The sequence below is a fragment of the Streptomyces actinomycinicus genome (genome assembly GCF_016741775.1).
Classification (GTDB): domain Bacteria; phylum Actinomycetota; class Actinomycetes; order Streptomycetales; family Streptomycetaceae; genus Streptomyces; species Streptomyces actinomycinicus.
In genome coordinates this window covers 157927-171479 of record NZ_JAERRK010000021.1, presented here as the reverse complement: position 1 = coordinate 171479, position 13553 = coordinate 157927, and the positions used below count along the sequence as shown (strand labels likewise).

Genomic DNA, 13553 nt, shown 5'->3' with positions numbered 1-13553 from the left:
GTAGAGGGACGCGGCACCCGGCTCGGGACGCGGATCACGCTCACCCGGAGCCAGACCACGGACGCGGTCCACGACCTGGCGCAGGTGCTCGGGGGTGGTGCCGCAGCAGCCGCCGATCAGGGACAGGCCGTAGTCCCTTACGAAGTTCTCCTGCGCGTCCGCGAGGCCCTCCGGGCCGAGTGGGAAGTGGGCGCCGTCCTTGGTGAGGATGGGCAGGCCCGCGTTCGGCATGCACAGCAGCGGGATGCGCGAGTGCCGGGCGAGGTAGCGCAGGTGCTCGCTCATCTCGGCCGGGCCGGTCGAGCAGTTCAGGCCGATCATGTCGATGCCGAGCGGCTCCAGCGCGGTCAGGGCCGCGCCGATCTCCGAGCCGAGGAGCATGGTGCCGGTGGTCTCGAAGGCCATCGAGCAGACCAGGGGGACGTCGACGCCGAGGTTGTCCATGGCGCGGCGGGCGCCGAGGATGGAGGCCTTGGTCTGCAGCAGGTCCTGGGTGGTCTCCACGATCAGGGCGTCGGCGCCGCCGGCGAGCAGGCCCTCGGCGTTGGCCTGGAAGCCGTCCCGGATGGTGAGGAAGGGGATGTGGCCGAGGGTGGGCAGCTTGGTGCCGGGGCCGATCGAGCCGAGGACCCAGCGCGGGCGGCCGTCGCCGGCGGTGTACTCGTCGGCGGTCTCGCGGGCGATGCGGGCGCCGGCCTCGGACAGCTCGTACACGCGCTCGGCGATGTCGTACTCGGCCATCGCCGCGTGGTTGGCGCCGAAGGTGTTGGTCTCCACGCAGTCGACGCCCACGCCGAAGTAGGCCTCGTGGACCGAACGGACGATGTCGGGGCGGGTCAGGTTGAGGATCTCGTTGCAGCCCTCGAGCTGCTGGAAGTCGTCGAGGGTCGGCTCCTGGGCCTGGAGCATGGTGCCCATCGCTCCGTCGGCGACCACCACACGGGTGGCGAGGGCCTCGCGGAGCGCGGACACACGGGTCCGGCTGTCGGCGGAAGGGGACGTTGGCAACGAGGCCATGAAGGGGCTCCCTGGGATGCGACGGCTGTCGGCTATGCGGCTTCCCCGTCGGGCGGGGCTTGTCGCACGGCGCCAGAGTAACCGGGAGTGGGCTTGGATGGGCAGCGGCGTCCACGAACCGGACGGGAATGATTCCCGTGCACCGGGGTGGATCGCTCCTGTGAAGCGGACGCGGCCGGCGCCTGGGAACCGGATGTGGGTGGCTGCTGTGTCACGCACAGTTCACGTGTGATGTAACAGGTGCCGTCCAACCGTTAGCGGGAGGTCGGCATGGACCGGTAGTGTTCGACATTGCCGAACGGCGGTAATGGCGTCGACGGCGGTCGAAGGGGACGGAGGCAGAACGGCGATGGCACGGAACATCCAGTCGCTCGAACGGGCGGCCGCGATGCTGCGGTTGCTCGCGGGCGGCGAGCGGCGGCTCGGCCTCTCGGACATCGCCTCGTCGCTCGGCCTCGCCAAGGGCACCGCCCACGGCATCCTGCGCACCCTCCAGCAGGAGGGGTTCGTGGAGCAGGACGACGCCTCCGGGCGCTACCAGCTGGGCGCGGAGCTGCTGCGGCTCGGCACCACGTACCTGGACGTGCACGAACTGCGGGCCAGGGCCCTGGTGTGGGCCGACGACCTGGCCCGGTCCAGCGGCGAGAGCGTGTACCTGGGCGTCCTGCACCAGCAGGGCGTCCTGATCGTGCACCACGTCTTCCGGCCGGACGACAGCCGGCAGGTGCTGGAGATCGGGGCCATGCAGCCGCTGCACTCCACGGCGCTGGGCAAGGTGCTGTCGGCGTACGACCCGGTGGCACACAGCGAGGCGCTGGAGAGCGACCGTAAGCCCTTCACCGACCGCACGGTGTGCGATCCCGGTGACTTCGAGCACCTCCTGGACATCACGCGCGCGCGTGGGTACGCGGCCGATGTGGAGGAGACCTGGGAGGGCGTGGCGTCCATCGCCGCCCCCATCCACGACCGGCGTCGCATGCCGGTGGGTGCGGTCGGCATCACGGGCGCCGTGGAGCGGCTGTGCCCGGAGGGCGAGCTGCGGCCCGAGCTGATCGCCGCGGTGCGGGACTGCGCCCGCGCGGTCTCCCGGGATCTGGGCGCCGGGCGGTTCTGAGCCCCGGCGGCTCCTGTGTGGAAAGGGCCGGGACGCCGGGCGGCGTTCCGGCCCTCGGCCTACCCTGAAACGGACAAATGACCCTAGATCGCACGTCCGTACACGAAGGTCGATAACCCACGGCGATCAATAACGATCCTGCTTTCGATAACAGAACTCTTGACGCACGCGTAACGCCGAAGCAAGACTCCCGTCCATCGGTCGGCATTGTCGAACACCTACCGGCAATACGCGCTAGAGTGTGACAACGCCAAGGGCCGGCATCGCTCTCACCCCCGAGGGCGCCAGAACCCCCGGCGGGACCAGGGGTTCGGGCTATCCCTGGACGAAGGACAAAGGAGTCGCGGGTGTCCAGCTCCGACATCTTCATCGGCGAGACCATCGGTACCGCCATACTCATCCTGCTCGGCGGCGGCGTCTGCGCCGCCGTGACGCTGAAGGCCTCCAAGGCCCGTAACGCCGGCTGGCTCGCCATCACCTTCGGGTGGGGCTTCGCCGTCCTGACGGCGGTGTACATCTCCGGGCCGCTCTCCGGTGCACACCTCAACCCGGCCGTCACCGTCGCCCTGGCCATCAAGGACAGCGACTGGAGCAACGTTCCGACCTACTTCGCCGGCCAGCTGCTCGGCGCGATGATCGGCGCGGCTCTGGTCTGGGTCGCCTACTACGGCCAGTTCCAGGCCCACCTGACCGACAAGGAGATCGTCGGCGGTCCGGGCGCGCAGACCACCTCGGCCAAGGCGGTCGAGGCCCAGGAGAAGGGTGCGGGCCCGGTCCTCGGCGTCTTCTCCACCGGTCCGGAGATCCGGCACGTGGCGCAGAACCTGGCCACGGAGATCATCGGCACCGTCGTGCTGATCCTCGCGGTCCTCACCCAGGGCCTGAACGACAAGGGCAACGGACTCGGCATCCTCGGCGGCCTGATCACGGCCCTCGTGGTGGTGTCGATCGGTCTGTCGCTCGGCGGCCCGACGGGCTACGCGATCAACCCGGCCCGTGACCTCGGTCCGCGCATCGTGCACGCCCTGCTGCCGCTGCCCAACAAGGGCGGTTCCGACTGGAGCTACGCCTGGATCCCGGTGGTCGGTCCGCTGATCGGCGGCGCCATCGCTGCAGGCCTCTACAACGTCGCTTTTGCTTAGAAAGATTCAGGACGCCCCGAGTCTTACAGCACGCGCCGTACGTACAGCCCCATCACCACGGACCTTTCAGGAGCACAAAGTGACTGACGCCCACACCGCAGGCCCGTTCATCGCCGCGATCGACCAGGGCACGACCTCCTCGCGCTGCATCGTCTTCGACAAGGACGGCCGGATCGTCTCCGTCGACCAGAAGGAGCACGAGCAGATCTTCCCGAAGCCGGGCTGGGTCGAGCACAACGCCAACGAGATCTGGACCAACGTCCAGGAGGTCGTCGCCGGAGCCGTCCAGAAGGCCGGCATCACCCGCGACGACATCAAGGCCATCGGCATCACCAACCAGCGCGAGACCACCGTGCTGTGGGACAAGAACACCGGTGAGCCCGTCTACAACGCGCTCGTCTGGCAGGACACCCGCACCGACGCCCTGTGCCGGGAGCTGGGCCGCAACGTCGGCCAGGACCGCTTCCGCCGTGAGACCGGCCTGCCGCTGGCCTCCTACTTCTCCGGCCCGAAGGCCCGCTGGCTGCTCGACAACGTCGACGGCCTGCGCGAGCGCGCCGAGGCGGGCGACATCCTCTTCGGCACCATGGACACCTGGGTCATCTGGAACCTGACCGGTGGTGTCAACGGCGGCAAGCACGTCACCGACGTCACCAACGCCTCCCGCACCCTCCTCATGAACCTGCACACGATGCAGTGGGACGAGAAGATCGCCGAGTCCATCGGCGTCCCGCTGGCGATCCTGCCGGAGATCCGCTCCTCGGCCGAGGTCTACGGCGAGATCACCGGCGGCAAGCTGGGCGAGCTGCTCGGCGGCATCCCGGTCGCCTCCGCGCTCGGCGACCAGCAGGCGGCCCTGTTCGGCCAGTGCTGCTTCTCCGAGGGCGAGACCAAGTCGACCTACGGCACCGGCACCTTCATGGTGATGAACACCGGCGACAAGATCATCAACTCTTACGCCGGTCTGCTGACCACCGTCGGCTACAAGATCGGCGAGCAGCCGACGGTCTACGCCCTGGAGGGCTCGATCGCCGTCACCGGCTCGCTGGTGCAGTGGATGCGCGACCAGATGGGCCTCATCTCCACCGCCGCCGAGATCGAGACGCTCGCTCTCTCGGTCGAGGACAACGGCGGCGCCTACTTCGTGCCGGCCTTCTCCGGCCTGTTCGCCCCGCACTGGCGCTCCGACGCCCGCGGTGTGATCGCCGGCCTGACCCGGTACGTCACGAAGGCGCACCTCGCGCGCGCCGTCCTGGAGGCCACCGCCTGGCAGACGCGGGAGATCGCCGACGCCATGGTGAAGGACTCCGGCGACGAGCTGGTGGCCCTCAAGGTCGACGGCGGCATGACCGCCAACAACCTGCTGATGCAGACCCTGGCCGACGTCCTCGACGCACCGGTGGTGCGCCCGATGGTCGCCGAGACCACCTGCCTCGGCGCCGCCTACGCCGCCGGCCTCGCCGTCGGCTTCTGGTCCAGCACCGACGAACTGCGCGCCAACTGGCGCCGGGCCGCCGAGTGGACCCCCCGCATGGACGCGGAGACCCGCGACCGTGAGTACAAGAACTGGCTCAAGGCCGTCGACCGGACCATGGGCTGGATCGAGGACGAGAGCTGAGTGCCCCGAGACGGCTCAGACATCTCTGACGAGGAGTAAGTACCCGACATGACCAGTCAGTCCACCCTGCAGTCCGTGCCTGCCCTGGGCACGCACCCGGCCTCCGGCTCGAACCCGAGCCGGGCCGAGACCCGGGAGCAGCTCGCCAAGGCGTCGTACGACCTTCTTGTGATCGGCGGCGGCATTCTGGGCATCTCCACCGCCTGGCACGCCGCGCAGTCCGGGCTCAGGGTGGCGCTGGTCGACGCCGGCGACTTCGCCGGTGCCACGTCCTCCGCCTCCTCCAAGCTGCTCCACGGCGGTCTGCGCTACCTGCAGACCGGCGCGGTGAAGCTGGTGGCGGAGAACCACTTCGAGCGCCGTGCGGTCTCCCGCCAGGTGGCCCCCCACCTGGCGAACCCGCTCACCTTCTACCTCCCCGTGTACAAGGGCGGGCCGCACGGCGCGGCGAAGCTCGGCGCGGGCGTCTTCGCCTACTCCGCGCTCTCCGCCTTCGGTGACGGCGTCGGCCACCTGCTCTCGCCCGCCAAGGCGGCGCAGGACGTGCCCGAGCTGCGCACCGAGAACCTCAAGGCCGTGGCCGTGTACGGCGACGACCAGATGAACGACGCGCGCATGGCCCTGATGACGGTCCGTGCGGCCGTCGAGTCCGGTGCGGTCGTCCTGAACCACGCCGAGGTCACCGGGCTGCGCTTCACCAACGGCCGGGTGACGGGAGCCGAGCTGAAGGACCGGACCTCCGGTGACGAGTTCGGCGTCAACGCCCGCCTGGTGCTGAACGCGACCGGCCCGTGGGTCGACCACCTGCGCAAGATGGAGGACCCGAACGCGGCGCCGTCCATCCGCCTGTCCAAGGGCGCGCACCTGGTCCTGAAGCGCACCTCGCCGTGGAAGGCCGCGCTCGCCACCCCGATCGACAAGTACCGCATCACCTTCGCCCTCCCGTGGGAGGACATGCTGCTGCTGGGCACCACCGACGAGGAGTTCGAGGGCGACCCGGCGGACGTGTCCGTCACGGAGAAGGACATAGCCCAGATCCTGGACGAGGCGGCGTTCTCCGTCCGGGACCAGCAGCTCCAGCGCGACCTGATCACCTACGCCTTCGCCGGTCTGCGGGTGCTGCCGGGCGGCCCCGGCGACACCGCCAAGGCCAAGCGCGAGACCGTGGTGACCGAGGGCAAGGCCGGGATGCTGTCGGTCGCGGGCGGCAAGTGGACGACGTTCCGCCACATCGGCCGGACGATCATGAAGAAGCTGGAGGCGCTGCCGGGTCACCCGCTCGGCGACGACTTCGAGCCGATCGCCTCGCTGCCGAAGAAGCTGCCGCTGCCCGGTGTCGCCAACCCGCGCGCGGTGGCCCACCGTCTGCTGGTGGACAACCCGGCGCCCGGCCCGCGCATGGCCGCCGACACCGCCAAGCACCTGGCGACGCACTACGGCTCCCTCGCCTTCGACATCGCCCGCCTGGCGAACGAGCACCCGGGACTGGCCGAGCGCGTCCACCCCGACGCGCCGGAGATCTGGGCGCAGGTCGTGTGGGCCCGTGACCACGAGTGGGCCGAGACGCCGGACGACGTGCTGCGCCGCCGGACCACGCTGACCATCCGTGGTCTCGCCACGGACGACGTCCGCGCGAAGGTCAAGGACCTGCTCGACAAGAAGTAGGCCTCGGCGCCGGCCGGTTCACCTCCCTGACCGGAACCGTCCGGCACCGCAGCGCCGGGCCCCGCCGCACCGGGTCCGGAACACCGCGAGGGGTGGCTCCACACCGCTGGAGCCGCCCCTCGCGCCTGTCCGGGGTCCGGCGCCCCGGCCGTATCAAGGCCGCCGGGACATCCGGTGTCCGGGCGACGGGAGGCCGGGCCGTCGGGGGAGCAACTGGTCGCGATGTACGTGGAGTTCCACCAGGGCATCGTGCGCCGTGCCGGCAACTCGGTGCCGTGTTCGCCGCCGGACGGCCTGGCGGGGCCCGCCACCCGGGCCCGGATCTGGCGGGGGCTCACACACATCGCGAGCGTGGAGCGGGGGCTGCGGTCCACGCCGTGAGCCGTGGCCGTCGTACGCCTCCGAGTGCGGGCGCCGGGTGTTCCCGCCCGGCGAACGGGGCAGTGATCCGGTCACTCCCCCACACAAGGGGGCTGCGGGCGCCCCCGCCGGACGCCGTAAGGTTGGTGAGTCAAGCGAGGGCACGTCGGAAGGAGGCACTGGGTGATCGAGCTGGAGGGGGTTCCCGAGCTGATCGACCCAGTCATGGTGGCCGCGTTCGAGGGCTGGAACGATGCCGGTGACGCCGCCTCCACGGCGGTCGCGCATCTGGAACGCGAATGGAAGGGCGAGGTCTTCGCGGCGCTCGACGCCGAGGACTACTACGACTTCCAGGTGAACCGGCCCACGGTGTTCATGGACGCCGGTGTGCGAAAGATCACGTGGCCGACGACAAGGTTGTCGGTGGTCCGGGTCGGCGGCGAGAAGCCGCGCGACCTGGTGCTGGTCCGCGGCATCGAACCGTCCATGCGGTGGCGCTCGTTCTGCAACGAGCTGCTCGGTTTCGCGCACGAGCTGGGCGTGGAGCTGGTGGTCATCCTGGGCGCGCTGCTCGGTGACACCCCGCACACGCGTCCGGTGCCGGTCAGCGGGGTCACGTCCGATCCCGACCTGGCCCAGCGCATGGACCTGGAGGAGACCAAGTACGAGGGCCCGACGGGCATCGTCGGCGTCCTGCAGGAGGCGTGCACGCACGCCGGCGTCCCGGCGGTGTCGCTGTGGGCGGCCGTACCGCACTACGTCTCCCAGCCGCCCAACCCGAAGGCCACGCTGGCCCTGCTGAACCGGCTGGAGGACCTGCTGGACCTGCGTGTGCCGCAGGGTGAGCTGCCCGAGGACGCGCGTGCCTGGCAGGTGGGCGTGGACCAGCTGGCCGCGGAGGACAGCGAGGTCGCCGAGTACGTCCAGACGCTGGAGGAGGCCCGGGACACGGCCGAGCTGCCGGAGGCGTCGGGTGAGGCGATCGCCCGCGAGTTCGAGCGGTATCTGCGGCGGCGGGACGTGGGCCCTCCGGGCGGGAAGCAGCGGCCTCCGGCCGGTGGCGGCGGGGGCAGGGAGGACGACGAGGACGGTTCGGAGGACTGAGGGTACGGAGAAGGGGCGCTTCCCCTGGGGGAAGCGCCCCTTCTTGCTCGTCGGCGATGCGCTACGGGTGCCGCTTCGGACCGTTGCGCGGCTGCGGGCCCGTCCTGGCTGCTCGTGCAGTTCCCCGCACCGCTCAAGGGGCGCTCCCGCTCGCTCCGCTCAGAGAGCCACCCCGAGCAGCGCGTCCACGGCACGCGTGACGACGCCGGGGGCGGCCGTGTCGGTGCCGCCCTCCGACTCCTGGCGGGCCGCCCAGCGGTCCACCGCCGCGAGGGCCGCGGGGGCGTCCAGGTCGTTCGCCAGGGCCTCGCGGATCTCTTCGACCGTCGCGTCGGCGGACGGGCCGTCGGGCCGGGAGACGGCCGCGCGCCAGTGGCCGAGGCGGGCGAGGGCGTCCTGCAGGACCTGGTCGGTCCACTCCCAGTCGGCGCGGTAGTGGTGGGAGAGGAGGGCCAGCCGGATGGCGGCGGGGTCGACGCCGTCCCGGCGCAGCCGGGAGACGAAGACGAGGTTGCCCTTGGACTTGGACATCTTCTCGCCGTGCAGGGCGACCATGCCGGCGTGGACGTAGGCCTTGGCCATGGGGAACTCGCCGGTGAGCACCTGGGCGTGCGAGGCGCCCATCTCGTGGTGCGGGAAGGCGAGGTCGGAGCCGCCGCCCTGGACGTCGAAGCCCATGCCGAGGTGGTCGAGGGCGATGGCCACGCACTCGATGTGCCAGCCGGGGCGGCCGTGGCCGAGGGAGCCGCCGTCCCAGCTGGGCTCGCCCTCACGGGCGGCCATCCACAGCATCGGGTCGAGCGGGTTCTTCTTGCCGGGGCGCTCGGGGTCGCCGCCGCGCTCGGCGGAGAGCAGCCGCATGGCGGCCGCGTCCAGGTTCGAGACCTCGCCGAAGTGCGGGTCGGACTCGACGGAGAAGTAGATGTCGCCGTCCAGCTCGTAGGCGGCGCCGAGTTCACGCAGCCGCTCCACGAGCGGGACGATGCCGGGTATCGCCTCGACGGCGCCTATGTAGTGCTGCGGCGGGAGCATCCGCAGGGCGGTCATGTCCTCGCGGAAGAGGGCGGTCTCCTTCTCGGCGAGGGCGACCCAGTCGACGCCGTCCCGGACCGCGCGCTCCAGCAGCGGATCGTCGACGTCGGTGACGTTCTGGACGTAGTGGACCTGCCGCTTGGTGTCGAGCCACACGCGCTGGACGAGGTCGAACGCGTTGTAGGTCGCCGCGTGACCCATGTGGGTCGCGTCGTACGGGGTGATGCCGCAGACGTAGATGCGGGCGACGGGACCGGGGTCGAGGGTGACCAGACCGCCGGTCGCGGTGTCGTGGATCCTCAGGTCGCGGCCCTGACCAGGCAGGGCGGGGACCTCGGAAGCGGGCCAGGCATGCATGTACATGAGCCTAACCGGCTCCGAGCGGCGGATACGAACGGGATCAAGCCGGATGACCGGTTCCGCGTTCTTGTGTCTCGGCGCCCGGTGTGCTTACACCGGCGGCCAGGGGATGGCCGGCCACTGCCCGTTCGGCTCGGGGTGGAGGCCCGAGGCGAGCAGTGCGTCGACCCGCGCGCGCGTGGCGTCGATCTCGGCCGCGGTGATCAGCCGGGCCAGCCGCTCGCCCAGCTCCCCGCGCAGGCCGTCGCGCAGCCCCTCGAGGACGTCGACGGCCTCCGGGGTGAGCGGTTCCCCGGCCCAGCCCCACAGCAGCGTGCGCAGCTTGTCGTCGACGTTGAAGGTGACGCCGTGGTCGATGCCGTAGAGCCGGCCGTCGGCGGTGGGCAGCAGGTGGCCGCCCTTGCGGTCGGCGTTGTTGATCACCGCGTCGAGGACGGCGAGCCGGCGCAGCCGTTCGTCGTCGGCGTGCACCAGCAGTGCGGTCCGGCCCTCGCCGACGTCGGCGAGGCCGATGGCCCTCCAGCCGGGTTCCGGCTCCTCGCCGTCGACCAGGGCGAGGAGTTCCGCATCCGGGGTGGCGTCGATCCACAGCTGGACCATGCCCTCGCCATAGGGTCCGTCGCGCAGCACGGTCGGCGGCACCAGCCCCCAGCCGGTGGCCTCGGAGACGGTGTAGGCGGCCGTCTCCCGGCCCGCGAGCGTGCCGTCGGGGAAGTCCCACAGGGGGCGCTCCCCGGCCACGGGCTTGTACACGCAGGTGGCTTCCCGGCCGTCGTGGGCGACCGTGCAGAACAGCGCCGCGTTGGACGCCTCACGGATGCGGCCGCGCACGGTGAGTTCCCCGTGCGTGATCAACGCGACGGCGGCCGGGTCGGCCGCCGGGTCCGTGGGCGTCACGCTCCGCGGCGGTATCCGTTCTGGCGCGGACATACGTGTCCTTCCGGATCGAGCGGGAGGCTGCACAGCGGGCACGGCGGCCGCCCGGCGTTGACGACGTCGAGGGCGCGCTTGGCGAAGGCCCGGGCCTGCGCGCCGGTGAGCCGGACCCGCAGCATCGGGGGGCCGTTCTCCTCGTCCTGGAGCAGGCGTTCCTCGGCCTCGGCGAGGTCTTCCTCGGTGTCGGCCTCCAGCTCCACCAGGGCCTGCGCCTCGACGATCATGCGCTGGTCCTCACCGTCCCAGGCCAGCGCCATCGTGCCGACCCGGAACTCCTCCTCGACGGGGGTCTCCAGCGGGGCGGTGTCGGAGATCTCCGAGGGCGCCATGGCGGGGACGGCGGCGCTGCCGCCGCTACGCCGTACGACCTCGTCGAGCAGTTCGTCCATGCGCTCGGCGAGCGCGGCGACCTGGGTCTTCTCCAGGACCACGCTGGTCACCCGGGGGCCTGCGGTGGCCTGGAGGAAGAACGTACGGCGCCCGGGCAGTCCGACCGTGCCGGCCACGAACCGGTCCGGCTGGTCGTAGAGGAACACCTGACGGGACACGTCCTGTCTCCATTGAGTTCGAGAGTTTCGGCGGGGTGGGCCGTACGGACAAGCGACTGGGTGGATCGCTTCACCCTACTGCGGCCGACGATCACGGTGCGCCCGCACCGCCCCCGACCGGTGCGTCGCCCTCGCCGGGTTCCTCGCGCGGGGCGAGCGAAGCGAAGTCCCCGGTGTCGCCGAGGCGGACGAGAAACGGCCTGAGGCGGGTGTAGCGGATGGCGGTGATGGAACACGGTTCCACGGAGATCCGCTGGAAGAGGTCGAGATGGAGGCCGAGGGCGTCGGCGACGAGGGATTTGATGATGTCACCGTGGGAGCACATGAGGTAGACGGCGTCGGCGCCGTGGTCGCGCTCCACGCGCGCGTTCCACTCGCGTACGGCCTCGGCGGCGCGGGTCTGCATGGCCCGCATGGACTCACCGCCGGGGAACGCGGCGGCGGACGGGTGGGCCTGCACGACCTCCATCAGCGGCTCGTCCGTCAGCTCGGCGAGCTTGCGGCCGGACCAGTCGCCGTAGTGGCACTCCCCGATCCGCTCGTCGGTGTGGGAGCGCAGGCCGGGGCGGGCCTCGAGCAGGGGCCGTACGGTCTCCTGGCAGCGCTGCAGGGGGCTGGTGACGACCTCGGAGAGCGGCAGGCCGGCGAGCCGTCCGGGCAGCGCGGCGGCCTGCGCCGCCCCGCGCTCGTCCAGGGAGACGCCGGGCGTCCATCCGGCGAGCACGCCCGAGGTGTTGGCGGTGGAGCGTCCGTGCCTTACGAGGATCAGCGTGGGCATGCGGACAGGGTAGGCGCATCAGGGAATGCACTGATGGCCGGGCGAAGGGAGAATGCGCCGAGTGATCGTGGACTGCGCCGTCTACCGGCACGGGCACCGTACAGAGGGCCCGGACGACCTGTCGGACGCGCTCGCCGAGGCCCGTGCGGCGGGCGGTTTCGTGTGGATCGGGCTGCATGAGCCGTCCGAGCGGGAGTTCGACCTGGTCACCCAGGAGTTCGGGCTGCACCGGCTGGCCGTGGAGGACGCCCTCAAGGCACATCAGCGGCCCAAACTGGAGGTGTACGACGACTCGCTCTTCATGGTGCTGAAACCGGTGGTGTACGAGCCCGAGGGCGACACCGTCTCGGCCGGCGAGGTGATGGTCTTCGTCGGTGAGGGTTTCGTGGTGACCGTGCGGCACGGCGAGGGTTCGCCCCTGGCTGCCGTGCGGCGGCGGCTGGAGCACGAGCCCGAGATGCTCGACAAGGGTCCGACCGCCGTGCTGTACGCGATCGCCGACGCCATCGTCGACCACTATCTGGAGGTGGCGACCGAGCTGCAGACCGACCTGGACGAGCTGGAGGCGGAGGTGTTCCAGCCGGAGCTGGGGGGTTCGCGCAACACCGCGTCGCGGATCTACACCTTCAAGCGGCAGGTGCTGGAGTTCCGGCGGGCCACCGGGCCGCTGGCACTGCCGCTGATCAAGCTGGCCGGCACCGGTCCGATGGGCACCGAGGTGCCCTTCGTGCACGACAAGGCGCGGCCCTTCTTCCGGGACGTGAGCGACCACCTCACGCGCGTGAACGAGTCCGTGGAGGCCCTGGACCGGCTGATCTCGGACATCCTGTCGGCGCATCTGGCGCAGACGGGCGTGCGGCAGAACGACGACATGCGGAAGATCTCGGCGTGGGCGGCGATGGCCGCGGTGCCCACGCTGATCGCGGGCATCTACGGCATGAACTTCCAGCACATGCCGGAGTTGCGATGGGCGTGGGGGTATCCCGGGGTGCTCGCCCTCATGGCCTCCCTGGAGGTGTTGCTGTACCGGCTGTTCAAGCGGCGCGGCTGGCTGTGAGGCGCGCTAGGCGAACTCGGGGGCGGGGGTCTCCGGTCCGCCCAGGGCGTCGCGGTGCCGGGGCATGCTGAGGGTGACCATGCGGTGCCAGCCGGCGAGGCGTTCGTAGGCGTAGGCGGCGTGGACGGCGGCCGTGAGCACCGCGGACCTGGCGCGGGACCAGTGCAGGATGCGGCCCATGCGGGCCATGACGGCGAGGCTGACGTCCCGGTGGACGCGGATCTCGGCGAGGGCGCACTCGCGCAGGGTGCGCTGGATCAGCCGGCCGTGTCCGGCGGCGGCGAATCGCAGCAGTTCCTCGTGGGTGTAGGCGAGGTGGTTGTCCTCGTCGTGGGAGATCATGCGGACCGCCCTGCCGATGTCGGGGTGGTCGGCGAAGTGGGCGCGGAGCATCGCCATCTGCTCGGCGGCGCGTTGTTCGGTGACCCTGCTGTGGGCGAGGTAGACGATGAGGTCCCGCACGGTGAGCGGCTCGTCGCGGCGGAGTTTGTCGTGGGCGAGGCCGATGCCGTGCCGTTCCAGGAGCATCGTGTAGTCGGTCTCGGGCGGTACGGGGACGGGGGTGAGCCCGCGCTTGCGCAACAGGGCGTTGAAGATGCGGCCGTGCTTGTCCTCGTCGGCGCCGTGGCGGGCGATCCTGGGGGCCAGCGCGCGCTCTGCGGGCGGGACCAGTGCGGCGATCCGCCCGTTCTCCCAGCCGCCCTGGGACTCTCCGCTGGCGGCGATGGAGCAGAAGAGCCGGAAGGACTCGTCGTTGTCGAGGATCTCCTGGAACAGACTCTTGGCCGAGAGCATGGACGCCACCTCCGCAGCATTCCGCGG

At 71.0% G+C, this 13553-nt stretch carries 12 protein-coding genes and 1 pseudogene; 7 read left to right on the top strand and 6 right to left on the bottom strand.

The window, feature by feature from the left end; translation table 11 throughout:
* On the bottom strand, nt 1-1017 hold a 1017-nt coding region (locus JK359_RS30895; protein ID WP_201842584.1), incomplete at its 3' end, for a homocysteine S-methyltransferase family protein.
* Nucleotides 1018-1366: 349 nt separating this feature from the next.
* On the opposite strand from JK359_RS30895, the gene JK359_RS30890 reads away from it, so the two are divergent.
* The 6 genes and pseudogenes from JK359_RS30890 to JK359_RS30865 all read left to right on the top strand — a co-directional run bounded on the left by JK359_RS30890 (nt 1367) and on the right by JK359_RS30865 (nt 8020).
* Entirely contained in the window at nt 1367-2131 is a 765-nt protein-coding gene (locus tag JK359_RS30890; protein WP_201842582.1) for an IclR family transcriptional regulator, read from the top strand.
* Nucleotides 2132-2478: 347 nt separating this feature from the next.
* Entirely contained in the window at nt 2479-3273 is a 795-nt protein-coding gene (locus tag JK359_RS30885; RefSeq protein WP_201842580.1) for an MIP/aquaporin family protein, read from the top strand.
* A gap of 79 nt (nt 3274-3352) precedes the next feature.
* The gene (glpK, locus tag JK359_RS30880) at nt 3353-4891 is read left to right on the top strand and encodes a glycerol kinase GlpK (RefSeq protein WP_201842578.1); all 1539 of its coding nucleotides are present in this window, start codon (nt 3353-3355) and stop codon (nt 4889-4891) included.
* Nucleotides 4892-4939: 48 nt separating this feature from the next.
* On the top strand, nt 4940-6556 hold the full coding sequence (locus JK359_RS30875; protein WP_201842576.1) for a glycerol-3-phosphate dehydrogenase/oxidase: 1617 nt from the start codon (nt 4940-4942) through the stop codon (nt 6554-6556).
* Between the two features lie 192 nt (nt 6557-6748).
* Nucleotides 6749-6922 (top strand): annotated as a pseudogene (locus JK359_RS30870) (GntR family transcriptional regulator); the annotation flags it as partial.
* A gap of 177 nt (nt 6923-7099) precedes the next feature.
* Nucleotides 7100-8020, top strand: coding sequence for a PAC2 family protein (locus tag JK359_RS30865; protein WP_201842573.1), 921 nt, complete (start codon nt 7100-7102; stop codon nt 8018-8020).
* Between the two features lie 159 nt (nt 8021-8179).
* Here JK359_RS30865 and mshC read toward each other — a convergent pair whose 3' ends face one another.
* From mshC to JK359_RS30845, 4 genes are all read right to left on the bottom strand, one after another.
* Nucleotides 8180-9409, bottom strand: a complete 1230-nt coding sequence (gene mshC / locus JK359_RS30860; RefSeq protein ID WP_201842571.1) for a cysteine--1-D-myo-inosityl 2-amino-2-deoxy-alpha-D-glucopyranoside ligase — start codon at nt 9407-9409, stop codon at nt 8180-8182.
* Between the two features lie 93 nt (nt 9410-9502).
* A complete protein-coding gene (locus tag JK359_RS30855; RefSeq protein WP_201842570.1) occupies nt 9503-10342 on the bottom strand; it encodes an SCO1664 family protein in 840 nt (279 codons plus the stop codon).
* Nucleotides 10306-10896 (bottom strand): DUF3090 domain-containing protein, encoded by a 591-nt coding sequence (locus JK359_RS30850; RefSeq protein WP_201842569.1) that lies wholly within the window; start codon nt 10894-10896, stop codon nt 10306-10308. The genes JK359_RS30855 and JK359_RS30850 overlap by 37 nt, the downstream gene beginning before the upstream one ends.
* A 91-nt stretch (nt 10897-10987) precedes the next feature.
* On the bottom strand, nt 10988-11674 hold the full coding sequence (locus JK359_RS30845) for a histidine phosphatase family protein (RefSeq protein WP_201842568.1): 687 nt from the start codon (nt 11672-11674) through the stop codon (nt 10988-10990).
* 61 nt (nt 11675-11735) lie between these two features.
* Here JK359_RS30845 and corA point away from each other — a divergent pair, with 61 nt between their 5' ends.
* Entirely contained in the window at nt 11736-12731 is a 996-nt protein-coding gene (corA, locus tag JK359_RS30840) for a magnesium/cobalt transporter CorA (protein ID WP_201842604.1), read from the top strand.
* 6 nt (nt 12732-12737) lie between these two features.
* Here corA and JK359_RS30835 read toward each other — a convergent pair whose 3' ends face one another.
* Entirely contained in the window at nt 12738-13526 is a 789-nt protein-coding gene (locus tag JK359_RS30835; protein WP_201842567.1) for a ferritin-like domain-containing protein, read from the bottom strand.
* Between the last annotated feature and the right edge of the window lie 27 nt (nt 13527-13553).

Coding starts and splice junctions, on each gene's coding strand:
- JK359_RS30890 (WP_201842582.1), top strand. CDS start 1,367: ATGGCACGGAACATCCAGTCGCTCGAACGGGCGGCCGCGATGCTGCGG.
- JK359_RS30845 (WP_201842568.1), bottom strand. CDS start 11,674: ATGCCCACGCTGATCCTCGTAAGGCACGGACGCTCCACCGCCAACACC.
- JK359_RS30875 (WP_201842576.1), top strand. CDS start 4,940: ATGACCAGTCAGTCCACCCTGCAGTCCGTGCCTGCCCTGGGCACGCAC.
- JK359_RS30835 (WP_201842567.1), bottom strand. CDS start 13,526: ATGCTCTCGGCCAAGAGTCTGTTCCAGGAGATCCTCGACAACGACGAG.
- mshC (WP_201842571.1), bottom strand. CDS start 9,409: ATGCATGCCTGGCCCGCTTCCGAGGTCCCCGCCCTGCCTGGTCAGGGC.
- JK359_RS30855 (WP_201842570.1), bottom strand. CDS start 10,342: ATGTCCGCGCCAGAACGGATACCGCCGCGGAGCGTGACGCCCACGGAC.